The organism is Nostoc sp. PCC 7107 (assembly GCF_000316625.1).
GTDB lineage: Bacteria > Cyanobacteriota > Cyanobacteriia > Cyanobacteriales > Nostocaceae > Nostoc_B.
This window is the reverse complement of the sequence record NC_019676.1, coordinates 6,234,895-6,259,845: the sequence shown is the minus strand read 5'-3', so window position 1 is coordinate 6,259,845 and position 24,951 is coordinate 6,234,895. Positions and strand designations below refer to the sequence as shown.

The following is a 24,951-nucleotide window of genomic DNA, read 5'->3' as shown; positions in this document are numbered from 1 at the left end:
AACTGTATTCTTATTTAGCTGTGTCAAGCAGTTAACAGGCATAATATTTAAAATACAGCTTTTAGTGGATGGATTAATATTTGTGACTACTTTGATGCTAAATATTGAAGATACGAATGAACTCTATCATTAGCTGTAGATATCAGTTAAATCTGTCTGGATTCAGTCAAAAATAATATTTGTACTGAGTGAAAATTCTGTTTTCTTCTAACTAAAGTCTTATAGTAGTGCGATCGCACCACCACCAGCAATAAGTTGACTTTCAATTCCTTTGTGCTACATTAAGTTACAAGGTAATAATACATTTTCTCAACTATGGTTCGGGTTCTCTATACCCAACTGGTGCGCCAACCTCTGGATTGTGCGTATACCGTAGAGTAATTGGTTGTTACTCCATCGCTTGATTAGCTCAGTGGTAGAGCATCCGAGGTACTCGGCTGGTCGTAGGTTCGACTCCTACATCAAACACCAACACCCTGAAAGTTAGCTCACTGGTAGAGCAATCGACTCATAATCGATGTGTTGCAGGTTCAATTCCTGTACTTTCTCCCACCCTGTCCGGGTTAAAAGACAAATTTGCGGAATAGAGCAGTTGGTTAGCTCGTTGGGCTTGTCCCCAAAGATCAGTGGTTCAAATCCACTTTCTGCCACCAAAAACCTTTCCAGGTTAAAAAACACTACCCCGTCAAGGGGTAGCTAATTGAATTTGAGTAAAAACTCTGCATTGTAGGTTGACTACTAATATCACCTCGTGGTGTTGGTAGTCACAGTTAAGGAGCCTGTGCAAATGTTTTCTCTTCAACTTGAGTATGTCCTTCGTTTACTTCCAGTTATCTAGAATGGGCAAGCTGAACGGCATATTTGAGCGTTGCTGTCTTTTTTGAGATTATCTTTGGGTAGTTTCAAGAAAGTAGTAACAATCTTAATCCAGTTTTGGAGATACATTTGCCCGCAACTGAACTGTAAAAACCTACATTTGCAGAGTTTTAAAATGAGTTGGAAAAATAATACGCAAGAAAATATAGAACAGTTAAAAAAATACAATTTAGATATATATAATGCCGAGCAAATTGCAGCGGCTATGAAAATTAGTATTGATCGACTTCGTTTTTTAGCATTTAATTCTCAAGGTTCCCAGATTTCACATTACATTCACTTCAAAACTGCAAAAAAAATTGCAGGAACGCGAATTATTTCTGCACCATTGCCGGATTTAAAACGCGCTCAAAACTGGATTTTGCAGAATATCTTACAAAAAATTGCCATTAATAATGCCGCACATGGTTTTTGTGGCGATCGCTCCATCATCACTAATGCTACCCCTCATGTTGGTGCAAAAATAATTATTAACCTTGATTTACAAGATTTTTTCTCGGCTATTACATATCAGCGTGTTAAAGGATTATTTCAATCTTTCGGTTATTCTTCATCTGTTGCTACAATCTTTGGGCTATTGTGTACTGCACCCGTAGTTGAAGAACGCAACGTAAACGGTAAAATAGACTTTGTTGAACTCAAGCAACGTCATCTTCCCCAAGGCTCCCCAGCCAGCCCCACAATTACTAATATTATTTGTCGGAGTTTAGATGAGCGTTTAAGTGCGATCGCCACAAAATCTACTTTTACCTACACTCGTTATGTTGATGATTTAACATTTTCAGCATCAGGTGAGAATGTTAAATATACCAGTAATTTCATTAAACAAGCTCAATCCATTATCTCTGACGAAGGATTTGCCATCAACCCAGACAAAACCCGCATTTTGCGAAACTCTCAACAGCAAGAAGTGACGGGGATTATCGTCAACGAAAAAACTAATATTTCTCGGAAAAAATTAAAAAACTTCCGTGCAACTCTACATCAAATAGAAAATGAAGGGTTAGACGGTAAATATTGGGGTAAATCTTCTCATCTTCTCACCTCAATCACCGGATTCGCCAACTTTGTCGCAATGGTAAACCCCGAAAAAGGTGCAGAGTTCCAACAACAAATTCAGCGTATTCAGAAAAAATATGGCAAGAAAAATTGAGAAGTATTTCCTTAAGTAATTACCGTCTGTTTCTGCATATCTGCTTGAGTTAAATTAAGTATCGATTAGAAATACATTGTGCAAAGCTCTAGTTTGAGTTCTGTATGCTCAACTGGTACGTCAACCATTGGATTGAACGTATACCGCTGCCTGATATGTAACTAGTCATGAGAAAGTTATTTCACTAAGTGAGCGATCGGTGTATCGCCGATTGGTAACAGGTAAAAACCCTGTATTTTCTCACACAACACCTCGCCTTGGATAAAGGCACCTTGTTAGGGACAAGGCTATTTCGCACTCACAGAATCGGGAAAAACCAAGAAAGAAAAAATCTATTTTGGTTAGTAAACTCTGCGATGTTCGTGTTCTGCTACCGTTGATTACTCATAATCTTCGTTAGTAACAGCCAGGAAGCCAGTGCAATTGTTTCCTCCTTAATTTTGAGTATGTCCCTTCGTTGGTCACATCCAGTTTTCTGGAACTGACAAACTGAACGGCATATTTGAGATTTGCTATCTTTTTTGAGATTATCTTTGGGTAGTTTCCAGAAATTAGCAACAATCTTAATCCAGTTTTGGAGAGGCTTTTGCCCGCAACTCAACTGTAAACACTGACATTTGCAGAGTTTAAAATTAGATATATGGTATTTTTCCAAAATTACTCATAATAAATTAAAGCAATCCAATTTGATGCTGATATTATTTGTGTACTCAGAAAACCAAGCACAGCAAAAATTTTGTAAAAGTAGCGATTTTTTTCAAAAATTCTAAATTTTTTAGACCAATTAGTCAAATATTAAAGATATTTTAAAGTTAGTATATTCGTTGCGTAATTGCACCCAATTAGTGGGATTTGTGGTGATTTTTGAGGCATATTAACTACATAATAGAATTTGAGCCTAGTCAAAAATAAATAACTTAATATCTACGGAGCTTCAATGACTCAACGTATCACCAGTGCAGTCAATTCAATAGTGACAAAATTTTCACGGCGAAATGCTCTTTTGTGGCTAGGAGGTAGCGGATTAGGTACCGCCTTAGTTGCAGGAACACAAAAGGAAGTAGTCGCTCAGGGTAATGCAAATAGAGATGTGACTTTGCTGAACCCGCCAACTTTATATAATGCTCCTCAAAATGGCTATAGTCACATAGCAATTACACCACCAAGAACAAGAACTGTGTATATTTCTGGTCAATTTGGGTCAGACTTACAAGGAAATCTTGTGTCTAGTGACTACGAAGGGCAATTAGTCAGGGCTTTTCAAAATCTGCGGTTTGCCTTAAATGCAGCCGGTGCAAGACCTAAAGATGTAGTTAAAACAACTGTGCTGATAGTAAATCACACCCAAGAAAAATTAATTCCATTAGGACGCGAAATTGGTAATTTGTGGGGTAACACACCACCTGCAAACACACTGATTCCTGTTCCGAGATTGGCTCTGGATGGTATGTTGTTTGAAATTGATGCTTATGCGGTGATTCCAGAATCACCTAATAGAGGCTGGTATTAATTTTAGGAAATGTCAAGTTGCTACACCTTATTTTTTAAAGTATCAGGGTGTAGATTCAGGGTGTGTTAAGGTTTGAAGCCTAACGCACCCTCATTTTTTATGTTTCATCTAGCGATGATCGCTAATACCAATTTGAAAAAAGAATGCGACAAATGGTAAAAATAGACAGAAGTAGCATTCAGGGTATGTGATGGTAGGGGTAACACAAATCGAGATAGAAGAAAGTGTCGAGGAACTAGAGAAGTTGCTCAAACATCAAAAACAGTCTCGGAGCAAAGAACGTATACAAGCCCTATATCTGATTAAAGGGCAAGAAATGAGTGTAAGTGAGATTGCTAAAATCTTGGGAAAACATCGAGCTACAGTACATCGATGGTTGGCAGATTATCGAGAAGGAGGAATTGAGGCGGTTGTTGAATTTGGAACGAGTTCAGGTCGAAAAAGAGCAATACCAGATTGGGCTGTATCGAGTTTGAAAAAACAACTCGAACAACCAGAAGGTGGGTTTCAACGGTACACACAAATACAACATTGGTTAGAAAAAACCTTGGGTGTGCAAGCTGAGTACGCAACTGTACATCATCTGGCACGTTACAGGCTCAAAGCCAAGCTGAAAGTCCCACGTCCGCGTAACCGAAAACAGGACGAAGAAAAACTAGAGTCTTTTAAAAAAAACTCGGTGATGACTTGCAATTAATTGCTCAATACAGTGCCATTATCTTGCCTCAGTACGAAAATATTCGTTATTTTGTACAAGATGAGAGTCGATTTGGACTCAAAACCATTGAAGGACGTAAAATTACTCTTCCCGGAGTTAAGCCTATTGGTGATTGGCAGTGGCAATTTAAAGCGTTCTGGCTATATGGAGCAGTTGAACCACTTACTGGGGAAAGTTTATTTTGGCAGTTTTCTCATGTTGATACCGAATGCTACCAACAATTTTTGAACGAGTTCGCTGCCTGTTATCCCAAATCACTTAACATTCTCCAAGTTGATAACGGCTTATTTCATCAAGCTAAACGTTTACAAATTCCAGAGAATATTGTTCTTTTGTTCCAGCCTGCTCATTCTCCTGAACTCAATCCCATAGAGCGCGTTTGGGAATATCTCAAGCAAGACTTGAAATGGGAGCTATTTGATAACAGGCGAGCATCTGCAAACCAAGGTTGCTCAACTCCTAGCTCTCCTCACTCCTCAAATTGCTGCTTCTTTGACTGGTTATGACTTCATCCTCAATGCCTTATCTGTCGCAAACATTTTTTGAATTGGTATAACTCTCTTTGTAGTACAGAGTATTACAGATGAGTAGTAAATAAATTTCAACATTTGCGGAGTTTAAAATTACAATGTATTATGTATATTACAGATGTTAGAAACTTATTAGCTCAATTACAGGGTGTGTCAGGCAATTTGTGATACATCAAGCTTTCCCTACTTGCCAGAAAACATCCAGGTAAATTCTTCAAGCGAAACTGATAAATGTTTTTATCAAATCTTCTTTCTAGGCTACAACTGCCTAAGTTATCTATGGGAATTACTATGTGGAAAACGTTCTATATCAAACCTAACGAAATTGGTATCTTATATCACCGCAGTGATTTTAAGAAAATTTTGCAGCCTGGTACTTACACTTATTTTGGCAAGCATTGGCAAGTCACAACCTATAACCTCAACCAACCAGAAGCTAAGATTGAAAACTTGGAACTATTGCTGCGAAATCACAGTTCAGAGTTACAGGAACATCTTGTAGTAGTAAGAACTGGATTCAATCAAGCAGCCTTAGTCCACTGGGGTCAAAATTGGGTTAGTGTTCCACCAAATCAACTCAGAGCTTTTTGGCGTGGTTTTATTGAGGTAGAAACTCACCTTTTTAACTTGAATGAAAGTTTGGCATTACCTGCTGAATTTGTGCAACAATTACGGGGAATTGCCTTGAATGGAATTAAGAAATTCCAAATTTCCGAGTATGAGATTGGTTTACTGTATGTGCAGAATAACTTTATACAGCCGCTAGAATCTGGTGAGTATGCTTTTTGGGCTACTGATCGAGATGTGACAGTACGAACTCTCAGCCGGATTGTCCCAAATCCAGATTTTCCTTTAGAAGAGGTGCTGATTGAACGACATCCTGAGTTTGTCGCGGCTTATTGTGAGACAGTGCAATTACAAAATCAACAAGTAGCGATCGCTCGTTATCAAGGTAAAGTAATTGCTATCCTCAAACCATGTAGTCGCAAACTATTTTGGCGGGGTATGGAAGTAGAAGTGATTGACATCAATACTGATGCAACATTACCACCACGTTTAATTGCTGAATTAGTTTCAGGTTTACCAGAAACTCTCACTTTGAGCCGTAATTGTTTGCATATCTGCGAAGTTCCAGCACAGTACCTTGGGCTACTGTATATCAATCAAGAGTTTCAAACACAATTGCAACCAGGAATGCACGTCTGGTGGGTGTTCGGGCGTTCTGTGCAAACACAAGTTTTTGATCTACGTCAGCAAACCTTAGAAGTATCTGGTCAAGATATTCTGTCTAAAGATAAGGTACCGTTACGCTTAAATTTAACTGCTGGATATCGCATCATCGACCCTCTGAGAGCCAAAAATGGGTTAGCGGATATTGTTGGCTACTTATACAAAGAGCTACAATTTGCTTTGCGTGGCGCAGTCGGCGAACGAACCTTAGATGCGTTACTAGAGGATAAAGGCGCGATTGATAATAGTATTTTTGAATACATCAGCCAAAGAACCGCTGACTATGGAATTGAAGTCGATTCGGTAGGGGTGAAAGATATTATTCTTCCTGGTGAAATTAAAACCATTTTGAGTAAAGTGGTAGAAGCGGAAAAAACCGCCCAAGCCAACGTAGTTCGTCGTCGTGAAGAAACGGCTGCAACTCGCAGTATGTTAAATACTGCCAGAGTTATGGAAGATAATCCCGTCGCATTGCGGTTAAAAGAACTAGAAATACTAGAACGAATTGCCGAGAAGATTGAAAAAATTCAAGTTAATGGTAGCTTGGATAGTATTCTGACAGAGTTGATTCGGATTAATCGGTAATAAAATTACCATGCGCGAATTACCTTCTCCAAAGTAGGCTATCCCAAAATAGCCTTGACTACATTTCCAGAAGATATCAAGTTATTGTGATAACTAGTAAAAAGCTGGCCACAACGCATTTAAAATAAGTGAGTATTTGCCTGCTTTTGTTCCACAAGATACCCAAATTTTTAGAGAATTCGGGTATCTGAACCTATCGATTTTTACCAAATTATTGATCAATCACAGAAAGTATCTACTCTGATATCTCTGAGGATTTCCGAAACCTGCCATCCTGAATTGGCGATAGATAAAACTACAGGATTATCTCGCAACGGAATATAGTCGTCCTCTCTATTTTCTACTACATTAATTACTTGTTTCTCCTCAGATGTGGCTTCTTGGCTCTCAAAATCATCTATTGAAAGATTTTCTTCTTCTATCTGTTTTATTTTTTTCAGGATTAATTTTTCGGATTTTTTGATGAGTCGTATATCCATGATGATTTGTTAAGCCTTAAAGTGTGACAAAGAAATAAGCAACAAAAGGTAGATTCTTAGAGAGTTCAAGAACTTCTTCAAGAACCTTGAGGGAAATCCGTAAAAAAGTTTTATGAACTTGGGTGTTGAAAAAATTACCTAAGAAAATCTAGGATACATCAAAATCGATTTAAAATTCCCAGATTAAATTGGAAAGTTTATGGAATTGCAGATATAGAATTAAAACCAGACCAACTACCGCCATCAAGCACAATACAGTTTATGTAATCAATTCGATAGCTTTTTTCTATGTTTGTAGGAAAGTCTATACTTGCCAATCTGTGCTTATCCAGAAGGATATGAAGAGAAACACAAGGTCAAGTTTGCCAGATTTTATCAAAAATTGAATGCGATCGCCTATGGTGGGGTTTGTGCCATCCCTGATCTTGTTTACTTGAGCAAAAATTCAATATCAAGATTCTGGATTAAAAAATCAGGTGATCGCGCTTTATCAAAAACTAACCGCGTTTACATAGGAGATGCAACAAAATGTTAGCATTCAGGTTACTTACTTTCAAATCCATCAACTTCAGCAAAGGGAGTTATGAGCTTCCCTGCTAATTAAATATCTTGCTGATATGTTGTTAATATTGCTGGGATGTGATCATAGCCATCAACACCGATAATCGCCATAATTTTAGAACGGTGTTGTTGTAATAGATTTTGGAATGCTTCTTTGCCTATTTGTCCTTGCAAAATTGTTAATAAACCTGCGGGCTGTTTCCATTCACTAGAAGCAATCTGCTCTAAAATATACATTCCCAAACCACCAGTATAAATGGCTTTTTCGGCATTTTGTAGTTGATAATAAGCTTCAGCTAAATATGCTAAATTTCGTCCTTGAAGATATAAGTCTCCGCAAGTTTGTGCTGTTTTAAAACCATCTTCTAAATATTTAATCGCAGTTGGCGCTTCATCAATTACAAGATAAGCAATACCTAAACTACTCAAACACAAGGCTTTACTTTGGATATCTCCTAATTTATCTAATAACTTTAAACCTTGTGCTAAATAATTAATTGGCATTTCATAACTTTCTGGTTCAATTTGTTCTAATTGTTGCGCCTGCATAACTTTGCTGTAACCCAAATTTACCAAAGCATTGGCTTCACCTGTGCGATCGCCTGCTTGCCGACTCAAGATTAACGCCCGTTGGCTATAATTAATCGCCTCGCCATAATCTTTTTCCTGTACATAGGTGCGGCTGAGGTGGTTGAGATTGGCAATTTCACAGGGGCGATCGCCTGCATATCTGGCTATTTCTAATGCTTGCTGATGAAAATTAATCGAGCGTTGATATTGTCCTAAAGCTCGCTGTGAATAACCCAATAACGTCAAAATTCTGGCTTTTTCTTGGGTTCCCTCAACTTGGCGTAATGGTTCATCTAAATAATCTAAGGCGTTGCGTAAATAACTACCTGAAAAAGAAGCAAATATCCCACCATACAGGGGAAAATATGCCCGCTGGGCAAAATTCCGCAGAATTTGCAGCATAATTTGGGAACCACCATCACCATAGATAGCCGCAGTGTTGCCAAAACCACTCGCTAACTGACTCCAAATCACGGCAAAGGTCAAAAAAGTCGAAATTGATAATTTTGAGCCTGCTTGCACATTATATGGTTGTTGGTCAAACCAACTGACTAACCCGCGTTGCAAATACTGTAATATCAACGTCATTTCTACCCAATCGCTGAGGATGATATTACGTCGCTGTTGGGCAAATTCGATTGCCGATTGTTCCAAAGCTAAACTGCGAAACAGCGCTTGGGGGAACTCGCTGTTAACTTTTTTTGCCCAAGTTGCCCAAGGGCCATTTTCTCCTGGTACGCCGCCAAACCCCAATTCTCGATTTTGCTCATACATCCAACTAATCAAGTGGTCTTGGAGTTTTTGCCAACCAGCCAAACCACGCATAATGCCTTGTGAGATTTGTTCGATATCAGTATCTAATTGAGCAAATTGTTGTAAACCTTTGGCTAACTGTTGTAATTGTGATGAGTTGAATGGTTGCTTTTGATTGGGATCAGTGAAACGCAAGAATGTAGAGAGGCGTTCATCTGCGGAAGCGGTGGTAATTTCTCGAACTGCTAAGGCGATCGCTTCTATGGCTTTATTTTGTTCCCAATAACGTTGCCATTGATTTTGAATTGTTTTAATTGCTCTGAGACTGCGGTTAGCCTTGGCTTTTTTGAGTTCATCCTTTTCGCTGTCTACCTGACTTTGGATGGTACTCAAGCGATCGCTCAACGCTAACTCAAATATTTCCCCTGTACCAGATGTTATACCTTTTTGCAACATTTGGTACACCATCTCCACCGAGCTAATTTTGCCCTGGAGGGTGAGTTGCACAATTTCGTCAATTAAAGCGAGGTAGCGATCGCGCAATGGCAGAGAGTCTGACACTTTGGCTATGGGATAACTTTACATTAATCTCCATTTTAATGTTAGGGGAGGAAGTAGGAACTTTAATTGCGGCAAAAAAGCGATCGCATAAATAAAAAAAAGGTAGGAAGCCCTACCTTATACCCAAAAAAAAGCATTTTGTAACCAAATACAGCATTTAATATCACATACAGTTGTGACGACCATATTGCGAACACACGACGATGTTGTGAATAATTTTATCTTGAGGCTGCTTGCACTAACTTGCCATCTTCCATCTGCACAATGCGATCGGCAATGTCTAAAATCCGATGGTCGTGAGTCACCATTAAGATGGTACAGCCTTGTTCTCTAGCGAGTTTTTGCATCAGGTTAACTACATCTCGACCAGACTGACTATCAAGGGCGGCTGTCGGTTCATCGGCTAAGACAATTTTGGGATAACTTACCAAAGCGCGGGCGATCGCTACTCGTTGTTTTTGCCCGCCTGAGAGTTTATCAGGATAGTAATGCAGGTGATTTCCCAAACCAACCTGTTCTAGCATCAAGATTGAGCGCGTTTGGATTTCTTCGGGACTAATATGTGGGTGTAATTCTAAACCGATTTTGACATTCTGCACTGCGGTTAAACTACCATGCAGGTTGTGTGCTTGAAAGATATAACCGTTATGGCGGCGTGTCTGCACTAATTGTTCGGCTGTACCGCCGCAAAGTTCTTGTCCTAAAACCTGTAAGCTGCCAAATTGTGGAGAACGCAACCCACCGACTAAAGTTAATAAAGTAGTCTTACCAGAGCCAGAAGGGCCTGTCAAAATAATAATTTCACCAGCGTTAATTTCTAAGTTGATTTTAAACAAGACTTGCTTACGCAGTGGCCCATGACCAAAGTAGTGATTGAGATTATCAATGGAAATAATGGGTTTGTGAGTCATAAGTAAGTCAGAATTTAATGAGAAATTCTCAGTATGTTTCGGGTGTGTGACGCTGTTGTAACAAGTGAGGCGATCGCTGCACAAACGATACTAAAATTGAAAAATATAGGACTTCTACTTGATTTTTGAAAAAACTCAGTACAGTTTCGCTTCCATGTTCCTAGCTTGACGAGTAAGTTCAGAAATCAAATCGAACTGCTATATATTGCTGTTCTTTGTACAGATAATATGAACACTAACACCGTCAGTTTACCTGCTCCCCTCGAACTAAATATTGACTTAACTGATGAGCAGTTTTTTCAACTTTGTCAAAATAATCGTGACTTGAGATTTGAGCGCACAGCTACAGGGGAATTAATTATTATGCCACCGACAGGAAGCGAAACTGGTTACTACAATGCCGATTTAACTTATCAGTTAAGAGCTTGGAGTCGCCAGAATCAGCTAGGAAAATCTTTTGACTCTTCGGCTGGATTCAAACTTCCTAACGGTGCAGAACGTTCTCCTGATGCGTCTTGGGTGAAAATAGAACGGTGGAACGCTTTGACTCAAGCTGAAAAAGAAAGATTTGCGCCTTTATGTCCTGATTTTGTGGTTGAATTAATGTCTCCCAGTGATTCCCTAGAAAAGACACGCGCCAAGATGAGAGAATATATGGATAATGGCGCAAAATTGGGATGGTTAATTAATCGTCAACAGCAGCAGGTAGAAATTTATCGCCCCAATCAAGAAGTTGAAATTTTGCAAAGTCCGCAAACTTTATCGGGAGAGGATGTTTTACCAGGATTTGTTTTGGATTTAACGGAAATATTTTAAAACATATCCGCAGGGTCAGCAGATTGCAGTTTACGAGTAGCGATCGCACCGGAAATTGCACACATCATAAAGGTGAGAATTATTACTTGTAATCCCCGCATTAAAGTCATATACATTGGTAAATTTGTCGCGGCGCGGGTTAGCTGATAAAGCCCCAAGGATACGGCTACACCGGGGATAAAACCTAGTAGTGCTAAAATTAATGCCTCTTCAAAAACTACACTGAGTAAATAGTAATTGCGATAGCCAATAGCTTTAAAGGTGGCATATTCCCTGATATGGGCATTAACATCAGTCGAAAGCACTTGGTAAACAATAATTACCCCAACCACAAATCCCATTGAGACACCCAGACTAAAAATAAATCCAATGGGTGAATTTGTTCGCCAAAAGTTGTTCTCAAATTCAATAAATTCGGCATGAGTTAGCACCTTAACATCATCTCTCAGGTGTGATTTCAATGCCATTGCTACCTGTTTTGCATCATAGCCAGGTTGTATTTTAATTAAACCCAAACTGATACTACTTGACTGTCGTCGAGGAAAGATTCGCAAAAAGTTTTGATCACTAGTCATCAGGCTACCATCCGCCCCAAAAGACGCACCAACTTGGAATAATCCACTAATTCTAATTGTGCGTCGTTCCATTTCTGTGGTGAGAATTTTACCTTGATCAATTTTGGCGATCGCTTTTTGGTAATCGCCTCTAGCACCACGGTCAAAGAGAACATTATCAGGTAAGGCGATCGTCTGCAATTGTTGGTTGACATCGGGTAAATCAAAGGCTGGCTTATTGGGATTAAACCCAATTACTAGCACCCCAGTCTCGCGCCGCGTTTGCGGATTCTTCCAAATACTGTTACTAAAATACATTGGTTCGGCTGACTTTACCCCAGGAACATCCATCGCTTGGTACAAGCGTCGCCGCGAAAACGAAGACATACTTTGCAGGTTTCGGGCTTGAGGACTGAGTAACACAATATCTGCTTGTAAACTTCGATGCAGTCTTGTATTACTGTCATACAGTGCAGTCTCAAAGCCAAGCTGCATAAACATCAGCACATCAGCAAAGGCAATGCCTGATAATGCTACTAACAGCCGACTTTTTTCATGACTCAGTTGCAGCCACCCTAAAGGTGTGCGTCGCTGTATTTGTTTGATAAGCCACATCATAAATTAAGTGCTGAGTATGAAGAAATAGTATTTTTTGACCAATAACAAAGGACAAATGACCAATGACAAACAGCAATCAACGTTGAATTACCACTTTGACTAACAGCAATCAACGTTGAATTACCACTTTGACTTGCAAATTACTCAAAGTGGCTGCTTTTTGGCTGGATGCTTGATCTAGTTTGATATGTACTTGGACTACTCGGTTATCAATATTACTCAGAGGGTCACTATTGACTAGATTTTGTCGCCGTACTTGCAAGCCTTTGCGTTCTACTGTTCCTTGCAATTCAATGGGCAAAAAATCACCGACTATTTGCACTTTTTGTCCTGGACTGACTTTGCCAATATCGCTTTCGTAAACTTCTGCGACAACATACATTTGGCTAGTTTGTCCAATGTCGGCAATGCCATCATTGCCGATTAATTCCCCTGGCTGGGTGTGGATTTCAAATACTTGACCATCTTGGAGCGATCGCACGTAAGCTTGTTGTAAATTTACCTTAGCCCGATTCATTGAGGCGATCGCACGATTCACTTCGGCTTGGGCAACTTCAACATCGACTTTCGGCACGTCGGTAATTTGGTCTAATGTGGCTGCGGCTTCTTTGAGTTGTTGCTGACTAGATGTTTGAATGCGTTTTAACTGGGCTTGGGCTTCTTGAAGCGTTTTTTGGGCAGTTTCTAAATTTAAGCGTTTGCTATCTCGTTGGGAAACCGAAATTGCACCTTCTTTAAACAGAACTTGATAACGATTATTTTCAATGACAGCGTTTTCGACTTCGGCTTGTAAACGGGCAACAGTTGCCGCTTGAGAAGCAATATTTCCTTGGCGTTCTGCTTCTAGACTGGCAATTTTTGCTGTTTGGGCTGCAATTTCTCCACGTTTTGCCCCTACTTGAGTGCGATTTAAATTCGCTTGGGCGACTTTGACTTGTTCTTGTGTTTCTTTAAATGCTGCTTCTAAGCGATCGCGATTATCTAAAATGGCAATTATTTGCCCTGCTTTTACCTTATCCCCTTCATTAATTAATAATTGTTCAACTCGATTAACTTCAGTTGATGTCGAAGCTGAGAGTTGTATGACTTTTCCCTTTGGTTCAATGCGCCCCAAAGCTGTGACTGTTTTAATTTCTGGCAACAGTACTGCTGGAATTTGCGCCCTTTGATTAGCCGCTTCCCGAAATTTTAATCCAGTAAAAATACTACTGCCAATTACGGTTAAAGATACAATAGTGGCGATAAAAAAGGGTGGACGGAAAATAGACTGACGAGATATCGGCCTGCCTAGCTTTGAGTTTTGCACGATAGCATACCTTTGAAACCATTCCAGATTGGTTGATTCAAATGCGGGAAAAATAGAATTTTGGTAAATGTCGTGACCCAGTTTGGATGTAGATGCTCAACGGTTATAAGAGAACAATGAAGCGTGAAATACAAAACTAAACCGTATAGTTATATAATTAGGATTATACTAAACCGAGTAGTTTAGTCAAGCCATCGCCAAAAAGTATTTACTATTTAAGAGCATTGCCAGACTTGCTTTCGACTCAAGTGTTACAGCTACAGAAATTCTTAAGACAGATTACAAGATAAGGAATATTAAACAATGGCACGCCCAAAAGCGGGGGAAATTGACCGTTCAAATTCAACAGAGAAAGTAGAAAAGATTCTCCAAGGGGCAATGCAGGAGTTTCTCGCCCACGGCTATGCTGCTACGAGTATGGATAAAGTGGCAGAAGCAGCCAGTGTTTCTAAAGCCACGGTGTACAGCCATTTTCAAGATAAAGAAGGCTTATTTCGGGCATTAATCGAAAAACTGGCAAGAAAGCGGTTTCATTCAATTTTAGGGACGCAACCCCTTCAGGGAGAACCTTACATTGTGCTGCGGAGGTTAGCCAAAACAGCATTAGACCAGATGGTGAATGACCAGGAATATCAAGCATTTGAACGCTTACTAATGGGAGAGTCAGCGCGGTTTCCTGAATTAGCACAAGTGTTTATTGGTAGTATTGCCAAACCTGCAATTGAGACTATCAGTAAATATTTAGCATCTTGCACGGAATTGAACATTCCCGACCCGGAAGCCACAGCTAGGATACTCATTGGTTCATTAGTACATTTTGTGATGACACAGGAGATTATGCACGGTAAGTATATTATGCCAATGGAGAGCGATCGCATTATCGATGCTTTAACACACCTAATTGTCAATTGCGCTGATTAATAGCTTGTAATTTCCATAAACCCAAAACTGGATTTTTCCCTAGATATAGAGGTTCTAAATTATAGTTAATCTTCAGATATTTGTATAACTTTCTTGATGGATAAAACAAAAATAAATTGTCTTGTGCTTTCTGAACCACCAAATCTTGAGGCTGAATCGCCAACTGAAAATTTACATCGGAATTAAGTATATGAGTTAACCCTAAAATATATGGAAATTTAGCATCACTGACTACTACAGGATGATGACTTTGATTGATAACAGCAGCGACTTGATCTAACCTTAAATTATTTGCGGCACCTTTATTCCACCAAATCCCAGCCGGAGAGATAATTACACAAGATATCACACCAATAGAGATGATAAAAATCGTAATTAATCTCCAGATATTTTGCCATTTTATGCTTTGAACCGCGACTAACTTACTAGCTAAAAGATGAGCAATTGTTAATTGAATTCCTAAAAATGTCGGTATTAGATATCTCGCCACTCCCGAACGCCTACCGCCAAAGATAATATCAGGAATAATTAAGGCTGTTGCTGTTGTTAAAGTTAAAGTTAATATAAATAACCAAGTACTTTTAGGCATTGAACGATAGAGATAGTAAAATCCATAACCAATCAAAACTATCAATGCAAAAGTAAATGGTATCAACCAAATTATTGCTTTAGTTGATGTATTTTCATTAATAATTACCCAATCTAAAAAAATTCGCGTGATATTTAGCAGCCATTTCCCAATTAAAGCAGGTAAACTCGTCTCTTCTGTTATCCAATCTAATCGTTGAATTCTGCCAGCAATTCTACCTTGATAAATAATTATCAGCCAAGGGATAAAAGCGATAATGGCGGCTGTGATAGATAATAAATAAGCAATTAATGACTGAGTTTTTTTGAACCCATGAATACTTAATATATAAATGCCATGACCAAGGGCTAAAAAGATTGAAAACAAAAATGTGTAAAAACTTAGAGTGAGTGTAATTGCATAAATCAACCAACTGAAAAATGATTTTTTCCTGAAAGCTAATAAAAATGAATAATTAGAAATTATAATCGTCAATTTCCACAGACTATATTCTCTAGCCTCCTGAGCATATAAAACATAAAACGGCGAGATGGCTATCAGTAAAATAGCAACCCACTTTGTTAAAGGTAATTCAAATAATTCTTGACATAAAAAATATACACTGACTAAAGAAAATACGCTAATAATGGCAGATAAACTTCTAATTGCAGCTACAGAATTACCAAACCAAGCTGACCAAAACCAAGCAAGAGAGTAATATAGTGGTGGATGCTGAGAGTCTTCTAAAGCCAGACGAGTAATTGCACCACTGATACCTTGGGTAATATTTATCTGTTGATATTCTTTTAAGATACCAAGATTAACAATTTCACCATGATAAAATTTTTCGATAATCTCTGAACTGGAATGACCAGAAAGCCATAATGATGTGTAAACTTCATCTGTCCAATAAACTTTATGGCCAATATTCGCAAACCGAAAATAAATTCCTAAAATTATAATAGAAATAACAAGGATTTTTATCCAGATAAAGTCTCTTTGATGATTTTGAATAGATAGAGTTTTCATGACAAAAGAATTAGCAAAATATGAATTTTAGTTGTCCCATATCTTGCACCATTATTAATAATTTTATTCATTCTAATTGAATTTATAGCAGTAGCCAAGGCAGTTAGTAACTTAGTAAAAGTTAGTATTTAACTTAACTTTTCTTAATATCACCAATTGCCTTAATTAGCCGTCTGCAATCCAAAGTCCCAATGATTCGTCATTTTTGCTTGATGAACAGACATTTGTCTTCTTGGCTGTTCCCCGTTGTTTTTTACCTACTGCTTCCACGCAGATGTCCAGTCATCAAACTGGATTCCTATAATTACTTCGGGTTATTTCACCAATTCTGGAATAGTGGCTTCTAATTTTAAACAATTAGCGCCGTTAACTTGTAATTGGTACTCTACCTTATCCATAAGACGATTCATAATGAGCCATCCATAACCCCCTTCTTGTTTGTCTACAGGATTGGGTGCTAAGTAAGTAGACATATCATAGCCTTCACCATAGTCCCAGATTTCTAGGGAAATGTCTCGGTCTTTGAGTTCTAAACGCAGTAATACTGGTAAATTCGGCTGCTCTTTGTGGGCATGACGCACCACATTAGAGTAGGCTTCTACCAAAGCCAGTCGTAAACGACTAGATTGACGAGACCAATCAACAGATTCTCCTAGCTTGACTTTCAAGCATCCCAGCAACCAGGCTTCGACGATATTTAAATAATTCAGATCACTTGGTACATGAAGCTCACTTTTCATTACTTATAAAACCTCTAGTGAAAGTATAGTTTGATCATCTTCTTGAACTTGATTATTTGCTTGGATGCGAGCTAGTAAATGGTTGAGGGAAAGTGGTTGTGGTTCTGTTTGGAGAAGTTGCCAAAGGCCTTCTTGATTCAGCATAGAGTGAGTACCTGCCGAAAAATTACCATCTATTTTTTCGCATTTTAGTAACTCATTTGATACTGTTGCTTCAGTAATCCCATCACTAGCTAACAATAAAGTATCTCCAGAAGAGAGATGTAATCGTCCTGACTGTGCTTGCCAGGTAGGTAAAATACCCAGAGGAATGCCGCGGACTTTAAGATAGTTGGGTTCTTGAGTTGAGGTAGCTTGATGTGACCATAGCAGAGGATAAATATGCCCAGCATTGGCGTAGACTAGTTCTCCTGTGGTAGGGGTATAACAAGCTAACACAAGAGTAATAAAGCAATTATTGCTAATTAAGTCATTACACAGAGCATGATTAAGATTCTGGACAATCACATGGGGTTCGGCTGGTGTTTCTTGAGATAATTCGCGGCGCAATACAGAAATGGCACTAGCCATGAATAAAGCCGCAGGTACACCTTTTCCCGAAACATCGCCCACAGCCAACCATAAATCTCCTTTGGGGTGGACGAATACTTCAAAAAAATCGCCTCCCACTTCTCGCGCCGGATAGCAGCAGGCTTGTAGCTTCGCCTCTTTGATATCAGGTAAACTTTGCCGCAGCAGGTTGTTTTGAATTTGGCGTGCTACCTCTAACTCTGCGCGAATTTGCTCTTGTTTTTCTTGCAGGCGTTGGTAGAGTTTTGCTTGGAAGAGGGCTAATGCTGCTTGGTCAGCTACACCTGTAATTAATTTAATATCTTCATCTGGCCAAAGTTCATCTCGTCCCACCTGATAAAGAGCCAGTACCGCCAATAATTGCTGCTGATAGGTAAGAGGTACTACCAGATAGTTACAAGGGTGGCCGTCAAAGGTTTCTTGATTAAGTTGGTAGTGACGAGTTTCAACAACTTTTTCAAATAGACTGTGGTCAAAAGCAAAATTTAATATAGAAGAGTTGGCATCTTGATAAGAGAATTTGTCTTCAGTCAAGCGATCGCCTTCTACAGGTATCAGTAAGCAACAAGTTGCATCAAATGTTTGTCCAATCGTGGCGACAATTTTTTGCAACATATTGCCATAGTCGAGAGACTCTCGAATTGCTGTCGTCACCTCATTAAATAAAGATTCTCGTCGCAGAGAACGACGCAACTCTTGGGTGCGTTGCTTGACTAAGCGATATGTCTCAGTAGCTTGTTCAACTAGTAACTTTAGCCGTTCAGGATTCCAAGGTTTTGTGATGTATTTGAAAACTTGACCGGAGTTAATTGCATCCACCAAATCTTCAACATCAGTAAAACCAGTTAGAAGAATCCTAATCGTATCGGGAAACCGTTCTACCGTGCGACTGAGAAATTCGGTGCCATTCATTTCTGGCATTCTTTGATCTGAGATGATCACGGCCATCTCACCTTCTTTATCCAATATGTCCAGCGCACTTAGGGCATGATTGGCTTTAAATACTTGAAAATCTCGCCTAAAAGTGCGGTAGAGTAAATCCAGATTATCTAGCTCATCATCAACAATCATGAGCTTGAGTTTTTCTACCTCTGTCTCAGTCATATTTGACTTTAATTTCCGATACTTGTGTGGCGAGATAATAAAATTTTTATCCCACCTGATGACAACCTACAAACAAATCAAAAAACTAGCCCTAATCCAGAGAAATCATCTGCTTTGAACTGATAAATTCACTCAAAGTTAGCTTCTTCCTCAATATATTTCAGGGTTTTTATATCCTGAAATCGCCTCATCCAACCAACCCAGAGCGCAAAGCTCTGACTGCTGCTTGAGTACGGTCATCAGCGCATAGCTTATTTAGAATATTACGGACATGTGTTTTTACAGTCCCAACTGTAATATAAAGTCGTTCAGCTATAACTGCATTGCTACAACCTTCGACAATTAACTGTAACACTTCTAACTCGCGTTCTGTCAGGGTATAAGGGTCAATTATTTCCTCACTTTCCCCAAAGCCTTGATTTTGGGGGATATTTTTGTTGCCTGTTGGAACTGTTTCCTGTTTAGGGGAATTATGTTGTGCCTGTTGTAACACAATTCTGGCGATCGCTGGATCAATCCAAGCATTGCCATTGTACGTAACTCTGACTGCTTCTAGTAAATTATCAAATTTGATATCTTTCATACAGTAAGAGTCTGCTCCAGCTGCGAAAGCTGCAAGCACGGCTTCTTTATTATCTCGGAGTGTTAGAATCAACACTTTTGTCGCATCTTCTCCTGTAGACAGAGCTTTAATTTCTTTGGTAAGTGCGATACCATCTTTATCGGGTAAACCAATATCGACGATCGCAATATCTGGGTGTAAGATTTTTAACAATTTTAAGCCTTCCGCAGCATTGCCAGCTTCGCCTAGCACTTCAATCTCTTCTTTTTGCTGTAGTGCTGTGCGAATACCAACACGGGTGAGGTCATGATCTTCGATCAAAACAATCCGAATTTTATTCATTGTCAACTTCCGCCCGTTAAACTAACTGAACTGTCAAACCGAGTTAATGCAAAAATCTTGGTAGATTGTCGTTGAAAAACATTCGTAAAAAATAAATATAGAAGTTTTGCCTAGGTAAACCTAGTATTTAGTAGTTTTGCTGACTGATTTGGTAATTAATTCCCTTGAATATTAAATGTCAGGTTATACCTGAGATACAAGTAATCTAACCAATTAGTTATATTTTGTTGGATATTTTGACTAGTAAGCAAACTTACTTAGGTTATGTAAAAGCCAACCTCCTTTTTTATGAGTATACTGGTTGATTTACGACAGATTCATACTTGTCAACTACTCATTACGATCAGCGGAATGCGATCGCTAGTAAAAATTACATTCAGATGAAGGTTAGCTATGAAACATCGCAAATCAATAGAATACCAGAAGGTCTAGATATTAGAAATTCTTATCAAAAAAAATCTTGGTATACATCACAACTTTCTGGCATACTCTCCTCTGAGAGAAAGGACTGAAGAACTTTTATTGGTGTGACTTTCTAACTAATATTTGCCCAAAATTGCCTAGGCGACTGATTAAAATATTTGATAAACTATCGTTCGAGACAATCTGGTGTGATGTGAGGCTAATCAATAGGCTATGTCTAAACCGCCTAAAGTATTTTCGGTACTAGGAATACCAGTTCATGTCATGAGTAACTATCCAGGCTGGTTGCTAGAATGCCTGCAACACAGCAGAGGTACTCATGTAGTGACGCTGAATGCAGAAATGACTATGCAAGCAGAACGAAACAGCGCACTAGCCCAGGTAATTCACGATGCTGAGTTAGTGATACCTGATGGTGCTGGTGTTGTTTTGTATTTGCAGTGGCTTTTCTGGCAAAAAGTTCAGCGTTGTCCAGGAATTGAACTATCAGAGACATTACTGCGGGAAATTGGACAAAAGCAAAAAGATGCAAAAGTATTTTTTTACGGCGGCGCACCAGGAGTAGCAACAAAAGCCGCAGATTTTTGGCAGCAGCAAGCCCCGGATTTAAATATAGTTGGTACTCATTCTGGATATCATTCTCCAGAAGAAGAAGCTCAACTACACCAAACTCTCACCCAACTACAGCCTCAAGTAATTTTGGTTGGTTTGGGAGTACCACGTCAAGAATTATGGATTGCCCAAAATCGCCATTTATGTCCCCAAGCAATTTGGATTGGTGTTGGTGGTAGTTTGGATATTTGGTCAGGAAGCAAAACCCGCGCCCCCGCTTGGTTAGGTAATAATAATCTGGAATGGCTTTATCGGTTATATCAAGAACCTTGGCGTTGGCGACGGATGTTAGCTTTGCCAGAGTTTGCACTCAAAGCGTTTGTTTACCGTTTAACCGTCAAAAGTGCAGTCTAGGAAATAGGGAGTAGGAAGGCAAAAAGCAAAAATCAAAAGAAATCTAGTTTTTTACCTTTTCACTTTTTGCTTGATTGATACCAAATCCCAAATTAGGGCTTGCGGATAGTACTGAAAATTGCCAAAAAATTAAATTTTTGCCCTTAAACTTGAGATTCCTAGGCCTGTCCTGGGAATCATTATTTTTAAGAGAATCTTAAATTGAAATTTTTTAGGTTTTTAGTTCTAATCAGGTGTATACATTTTTCCCATGAGAACAGTTGTCAAAACTCCGGTCAAAACTGATCAAGATATTCCCGTAAAAGATATTAAGTCTCCACCGGAAAGCGTTAGTAATGCTCCCATTGTGCAGTTACGCTCTGTGACAAAAACATATAACAATGGCTGTCATGGATTGTTAGATGTGAGTTTAGAGGTTAAGCCGAAAGAATTCTTATTTATTACGGGGCCAAGCGGTTCTGGTAAATCAACACTGTTGAAACTGTTATATGGTGAAGAGTTACCGACTCAGGGAGAAGTAATTGTCAATGACTGCAATGTCACAGATTTGCGGGGCGATCGCTTATCACTGTTACGGCGAAGGATTGGAATTGTCTTTCAAGATTACAAACTCATTCCCCAAAGAACGGTAGCAGAAAATGTGACATTTGTACTGCAAGCCCAAGGTTACACGCGCAAGGAAATTCAGCGACGTTTAGAACCGACTTTAAAGCTGGTGGGTTTACTTTCTAAAGCTGACTGTTTTCCCGATCAGCTTTCGGGGGGAGAGCAACAACGGGTAAGTGTTGCAAGGGCGATCGTGGGAACACCACCATTACTTTTAGCAGATGAACCCACAGGAAATCTCGACCCAGATAATTCTTGGCAAGTGATCCAAATTCTGCAAAAGTTAAATTCTTTTGGGGCTACAGTTATTGTGACCACCCACGATGAACAACTGGTGAGGCGGTGCAATCATCCTGTGGTGCAAGTTCGTAATGGCAGACTGTATCGGAAATGAAGTCTGAAGTCTGAAAATTACAGCAGAATTTGGCTAATAGTTCAAAACTTGAGACTTTTGGGTTTGGACTTTTAACTTGACTGGTTGTAAAGGCGTAGCTGTGCTGGATGGTAGATTTTGTAGCTTATCTAAGGTTTGTAAACTCTCAAAAGCTGCCTCTCGAATGATCTTTTCTTCCTCTGTAGTCAACAGAAGTTGCAAACATTGGATAACTTCTGGCTGTAGCGCAGCATTAACTGGCTGACGAGAGACAAATTTAGTAATGCGGCGTACAGCTATCAATCGCTTCAATGGGTCTTGTTCAGTTAAATTGAGTAACAACTGCTCAAATATTACTTGTTCTTGATTGGAATGACGGCTGAGAATTTGCCAAAGCAACAAAACTAACGTGAATAAAGTTCCCAAACCCTGCAAAATAGCACCAGTAGCCATCCAAGGGCTGTGAGAGTCAACCCAGATAGCCGCTGCCATATAAGTGCTAATAGTCGCCAGGCCGCCACTACTAACAGCTAAGACCAACCGACGATTTGGCCCTTGGAGAAATTTCTGAATTTCTACCCAACGCATTTGCCAGTTCCATTGTTGGGTTGAGTAGGAGATTAACATCACTCCAACGCCAACAACAAGAGCTAATAGCAGTTTCCAGTTCCATAAAAGCATCGCAATGACTATTGTCAGGGAGCCAAGAATGCTTCCTGAACTGGAAAAAGGCTTGAAATTTTGCTGCTTGGGACTTCCTGGCAAAAATGCTGGAAGTGACCAGTTGGGTATCTGGTTAATTAGTTGCTGCAAAGAAAACGAAGCCTTTGCCACAGTATTTACCTAATTTGTTTACGAGATTTTCTAATATATCTTTTACCAGGGATTAGGCACATGATGAAGTCAAAATTACTGATTATTGATAAGTCTATACGGCAACTATTGAGTTAAGTGGCTTACCTGTACCTCATACATCAAGTAGGGAATAGGGAACCGACTAAAGACAAAAACGAAAGTCGTCAATGGTAAATTGACCGTCAAACGCACAGAAGGTCACAAAGTGAATCTTATTAGCTGTGACAGACAATAAGGTGTTTGGAGGTACAGCTGATTCAGAATTGGCAAGATTAGCTCCCGGAAGCACTGTTTGGCTGAGAAGTTGCCGATCGCCATCATAGGCAGACATTACTAGCCGTTGCGAACTAGTAACATAGGCACTAACATAGTTGACTGGATTGACAAAACTCGCTTCGAGAAATCCGCCTTTTGGTGAACCCATCAATACTATCTGACCAGAATGGGTGGGAAATGCCGGGTTTGAAGGTTGTATGGCGATCGAATTGCGGAAAATTACACCCCAACGCTCATACTGAGTTTCTACAGATTCAAAACATTTTAAATCTTCTAAGTTTAAACACACACAAATAGGGATACCGACTTTGGCTGTTTCTAGAGTTTCTGCTAACTGTCCCCGCCAAGCTGAAGCTATATGCACATCGCAGTTTTCCAGTACATCTTTAAAATCTGCCAACGTTGGTGCTTTATCCGATTGAAGAGTAGCCTGCTTTACCACAACGCCCCGCCTTACCATTACCTAGAGAACGATTTAGATAAGTAATTATATCTAAAGCTGTTTTTGCTGAACGCAGAATCGTTGTTAATCTTAGGTATTTCAACTATTCTGGACGCTCAAAACTTTACGTGAGTTTTCTGATAGATTACCATAAAAAACTGATGCCCCTTATATGACTAAAGTAATACAAGCTACTTGGTTAAAGCCTTTAGCTAAAGTATTTCCAGGCAAATACACGGCAAATGAGAGACAAAAAAATCACTGAATCTTTACACGTAAGCCAGTGATTTTACATCTGCTTAATCTGGCGGAGGCTAGAGGTAGAAAAATGAGGGTTTGCTAATAATAGCAATAGATAATTTCTAGGAAATCCCATTAAAGTACGGGGTGTTAGGGGTGAAGCGAGTGTTAGTTGCACTCAATAACTTGATTTATTCATAAATTAACGACAGATATATATGTTTCAGCCACAGGGATTTGAGCAAAGCTCAATCATCACATCGCTAGGAAGAATGGTATATTACACTGCTACTGGCTCACTTTGGCAAAATAAAGCGATCGCCAAACCAGAAGCAGAAACTTTAGTATTTCTACATGGTTTTGGCGGTGGGTCTTCTGCTTATGAGTGGTCAAAGGTTTATCCAGCTTTTGCTAGTGAATATCGCATTCTCGCCCCAGATTTAATCGGGTGGGGTAAATCAGAACATCCAGTGCGGAATTACCAGATTGAAGATTATTTAACGACGATTCGGGAATTTTTGCAGCAAACTTGTACAGCACCAGTAACAGTGATTGCGTCCTCCTTGACCGCGGCGTTGACAATTCGAGTAGCGATCGCTCATCCTGAATTATTTAAGTCTCTAATTCTCACCACACCTGCTGGACTATCTGATTTTGGCACAGACTACTCCCGGAGTTTTTTCGCTCAATTGGTCAGTGTGCCAGTTCTTGACCGTTTACTCTACAGTACTGGTATTGCCACAGAAGCAGGGATTCGCAGTTTTTTAGAGCAAAGACAATTTGCTCAAGCTAATCGAGTCTATCAAGAAATTGCTGAAGCTTATCTCCAGTCTGCCCAGCAGCCTAATGCCGAATATGCCGCATTATCTTTTGTGCGGGGCGACTTATGTTTTGATTTGTCACTGCATATTCAACAACTGACAACTCCCACTGCAATTATTTGGGGGCAAAAATCCCAATTTACCGGCCCCGACATCGGTCGTCGTTTGGCACAGATGAACCTCCAAGCAATTCGCGTATTTCAAGAATTAGATGGTGTAGGATTAACACCCCAGTTAGAACTACCAGCAGTCACTATTGGATTAATTCGCCAGTTTTTGACTTTAGTCAATGGTCGGACAATTTGAGATTTTTGATTGATTCCCCGGATTTATCCGGGGGCTTACATCCATTGGTCAATGGACTTTTGATTTTTGACTCTGG

At 39.5% G+C, this 24,951-nt stretch carries 22 protein-coding genes and 2 tRNA genes; 13 read left to right on the top strand and 11 right to left on the bottom strand.

All coding sequences use genetic code 11. The features are described from left to right. Positions 1 to 398: 398 nt before the first annotated feature. From NOS7107_RS26820 to NOS7107_RS26780, 7 genes are all read left to right on the top strand, one after another. Positions 399 to 471 (top strand) — tRNA-Tyr (locus NOS7107_RS26820). A 6-nt stretch (positions 472 to 477) separates the two neighbouring features. Continuing rightward, a tRNA-Ile gene (locus tag NOS7107_RS26815) sits at positions 478 to 552 on the top strand. Positions 553 to 991: 439 nt separating this feature from the next. Further along, positions 992 to 2,029: a reverse transcriptase family protein gene (locus NOS7107_RS26805; RefSeq protein ID WP_015116050.1), complete on the top strand. Its 1,038-nt coding sequence runs from the start codon at positions 992 to 994 to the stop codon at positions 2,027 to 2,029. Positions 2,030 to 2,966: 937 nt separating this feature from the next. After that, positions 2,967 to 3,539: a Rid family hydrolase gene (locus tag NOS7107_RS26795; protein ID WP_015116049.1), complete on the top strand. Its 573-nt coding sequence runs from the start codon at positions 2,967 to 2,969 to the stop codon at positions 3,537 to 3,539. A gap of 190 nt (positions 3,540 to 3,729) precedes the next feature. Further along, positions 3,730 to 4,236, top strand: coding sequence for a helix-turn-helix domain-containing protein (locus NOS7107_RS26790; protein ID WP_044499669.1), 507 nt, complete (start codon positions 3,730 to 3,732; stop codon positions 4,234 to 4,236). Then, positions 4,227 to 4,763, top strand: a complete 537-nt coding sequence (locus NOS7107_RS26785; protein WP_083889664.1) for an IS630 family transposase — start codon at positions 4,227 to 4,229, stop codon at positions 4,761 to 4,763. The genes NOS7107_RS26790 and NOS7107_RS26785 overlap by 10 nt, the downstream gene beginning before the upstream one ends. A 315-nt stretch (positions 4,764 to 5,078) precedes the next feature. Then, the gene (locus NOS7107_RS26780) at positions 5,079 to 6,602 is read left to right on the top strand and encodes a slipin family protein (RefSeq protein WP_015116048.1); all 1,524 of its coding nucleotides are present in this window, start codon (positions 5,079 to 5,081) and stop codon (positions 6,600 to 6,602) included. Between the two features lie 218 nt (positions 6,603 to 6,820). On the opposite strand, the gene NOS7107_RS26775 is transcribed toward NOS7107_RS26780, so the two are convergent. The 3 genes from NOS7107_RS26775 to NOS7107_RS26765 all read right to left on the bottom strand — a co-directional run bounded on the left by NOS7107_RS26775 (position 6,821) and on the right by NOS7107_RS26765 (position 10,437). Further along, a complete protein-coding gene (locus NOS7107_RS26775) occupies positions 6,821 to 7,081 on the bottom strand; it encodes a hypothetical protein (protein ID WP_015116047.1) in 261 nt (86 codons plus the stop codon). Between the two features lie 600 nt (positions 7,082 to 7,681). Further along, positions 7,682 to 9,526 (bottom strand): tetratricopeptide repeat protein, encoded by a 1,845-nt coding sequence (locus tag NOS7107_RS26770; RefSeq protein WP_015116046.1) that lies wholly within the window; start codon positions 9,524 to 9,526, stop codon positions 7,682 to 7,684. Positions 9,527 to 9,744: 218 nt separating this feature from the next. Further along, positions 9,745 to 10,437 (bottom strand): DevA family ABC transporter ATP-binding protein, encoded by a 693-nt coding sequence (locus NOS7107_RS26765; protein WP_015116045.1) that lies wholly within the window; start codon positions 10,435 to 10,437, stop codon positions 9,745 to 9,747. A gap of 228 nt (positions 10,438 to 10,665) precedes the next feature. On the opposite strand from NOS7107_RS26765, the gene NOS7107_RS26760 reads away from it, so the two are divergent. Beyond that, positions 10,666 to 11,253 (top strand): Uma2 family endonuclease, encoded by a 588-nt coding sequence (locus tag NOS7107_RS26760; RefSeq protein WP_015116044.1) that lies wholly within the window; start codon positions 10,666 to 10,668, stop codon positions 11,251 to 11,253. Here NOS7107_RS26760 and devC read toward each other — a convergent pair. After that, a complete protein-coding gene (devC, locus tag NOS7107_RS26755; RefSeq protein WP_044500385.1) occupies positions 11,250 to 12,422 on the bottom strand; it encodes an ABC transporter permease DevC in 1,173 nt (390 codons plus the stop codon). The genes NOS7107_RS26760 and devC overlap by 4 nt on opposite strands. Positions 12,423 to 12,534: 112 nt before the next feature. Beyond that, the gene (locus tag NOS7107_RS26750; protein ID WP_015116042.1) at positions 12,535 to 13,731 is read right to left on the bottom strand and encodes an ABC exporter membrane fusion protein; all 1,197 of its coding nucleotides are present in this window, start codon (positions 13,729 to 13,731) and stop codon (positions 12,535 to 12,537) included. A gap of 303 nt (positions 13,732 to 14,034) precedes the next feature. On the opposite strand from NOS7107_RS26750, the gene NOS7107_RS26745 reads away from it, so the two are divergent. Then, complete coding sequence (locus NOS7107_RS26745; protein WP_015116041.1) at positions 14,035 to 14,652, top strand: TetR/AcrR family transcriptional regulator; 618 nt, start codon at positions 14,035 to 14,037, stop codon at positions 14,650 to 14,652. On the opposite strand, the gene NOS7107_RS26740 is transcribed toward NOS7107_RS26745, so the two are convergent. From NOS7107_RS26740 to NOS7107_RS26725, 4 genes are all read right to left on the bottom strand, one after another. Next, positions 14,636 to 16,249 carry a glycosyltransferase family 39 protein gene (locus tag NOS7107_RS26740; RefSeq protein ID WP_015116040.1) on the bottom strand — a complete coding sequence of 538 codons (1,614 nt, stop codon included), beginning with the start codon at positions 16,247 to 16,249 and terminating at the stop codon, positions 14,636 to 14,638. The two genes, NOS7107_RS26745 and NOS7107_RS26740, sit on opposite strands and share 17 nt — an antisense overlap. 314 nt (positions 16,250 to 16,563) lie before the next feature. Continuing rightward, positions 16,564 to 16,989 (bottom strand): anti-sigma regulatory factor, encoded by a 426-nt coding sequence (locus NOS7107_RS26735; RefSeq protein WP_015116039.1) that lies wholly within the window; start codon positions 16,987 to 16,989, stop codon positions 16,564 to 16,566. A 3-nt stretch (positions 16,990 to 16,992) separates the two neighbouring features. Continuing rightward, positions 16,993 to 18,663, bottom strand: a complete 1,671-nt coding sequence (locus NOS7107_RS26730; protein ID WP_015116038.1) for a SpoIIE family protein phosphatase — start codon at positions 18,661 to 18,663, stop codon at positions 16,993 to 16,995. A 187-nt stretch (positions 18,664 to 18,850) separates the two neighbouring features. Then, a complete protein-coding gene (locus NOS7107_RS26725) occupies positions 18,851 to 19,567 on the bottom strand; it encodes a response regulator transcription factor (protein WP_015116037.1) in 717 nt (238 codons plus the stop codon). A gap of 323 nt (positions 19,568 to 19,890) precedes the next feature. Here NOS7107_RS26725 and NOS7107_RS28905 point away from each other — a divergent pair, with 323 nt between their 5' ends. The 3 genes from NOS7107_RS28905 to ftsE all read left to right on the top strand — a co-directional run bounded on the left by NOS7107_RS28905 (position 19,891) and on the right by ftsE (position 21,956). Further along, the gene (locus tag NOS7107_RS28905) at positions 19,891 to 20,079 is read left to right on the top strand and encodes a hypothetical protein (RefSeq protein WP_157374164.1); all 189 of its coding nucleotides are present in this window, start codon (positions 19,891 to 19,893) and stop codon (positions 20,077 to 20,079) included. 124 nt (positions 20,080 to 20,203) lie between these two features. Further along, entirely contained in the window at positions 20,204 to 20,956 is a 753-nt protein-coding gene (locus tag NOS7107_RS26720; protein WP_015116036.1) for a WecB/TagA/CpsF family glycosyltransferase, read from the top strand. A 250-nt stretch (positions 20,957 to 21,206) separates the two neighbouring features. Beyond that, positions 21,207 to 21,956, top strand: a complete 750-nt coding sequence (ftsE, locus tag NOS7107_RS26715) for a cell division ATP-binding protein FtsE (protein WP_015116035.1) — start codon at positions 21,207 to 21,209, stop codon at positions 21,954 to 21,956. A gap of 33 nt (positions 21,957 to 21,989) precedes the next feature. On the opposite strand, the gene NOS7107_RS26710 is transcribed toward ftsE, so the two are convergent. Beyond that, on the bottom strand, positions 21,990 to 22,769 hold the full coding sequence (locus NOS7107_RS26710; RefSeq protein ID WP_044500383.1) for a hypothetical protein: 780 nt from the start codon (positions 22,767 to 22,769) through the stop codon (positions 21,990 to 21,992). 163 nt (positions 22,770 to 22,932) lie between these two features. Continuing rightward, positions 22,933 to 23,508, bottom strand: a complete 576-nt coding sequence (locus tag NOS7107_RS26705; protein ID WP_044501192.1) for a hypothetical protein — start codon at positions 23,506 to 23,508, stop codon at positions 22,933 to 22,935. A 458-nt stretch (positions 23,509 to 23,966) separates the two neighbouring features. On the opposite strand from NOS7107_RS26705, the gene NOS7107_RS26700 reads away from it, so the two are divergent. Beyond that, positions 23,967 to 24,875, top strand: coding sequence for an alpha/beta fold hydrolase (locus tag NOS7107_RS26700; RefSeq protein WP_015116031.1), 909 nt, complete (start codon positions 23,967 to 23,969; stop codon positions 24,873 to 24,875). Positions 24,876 to 24,951: the final 76 nt, after the last annotated feature.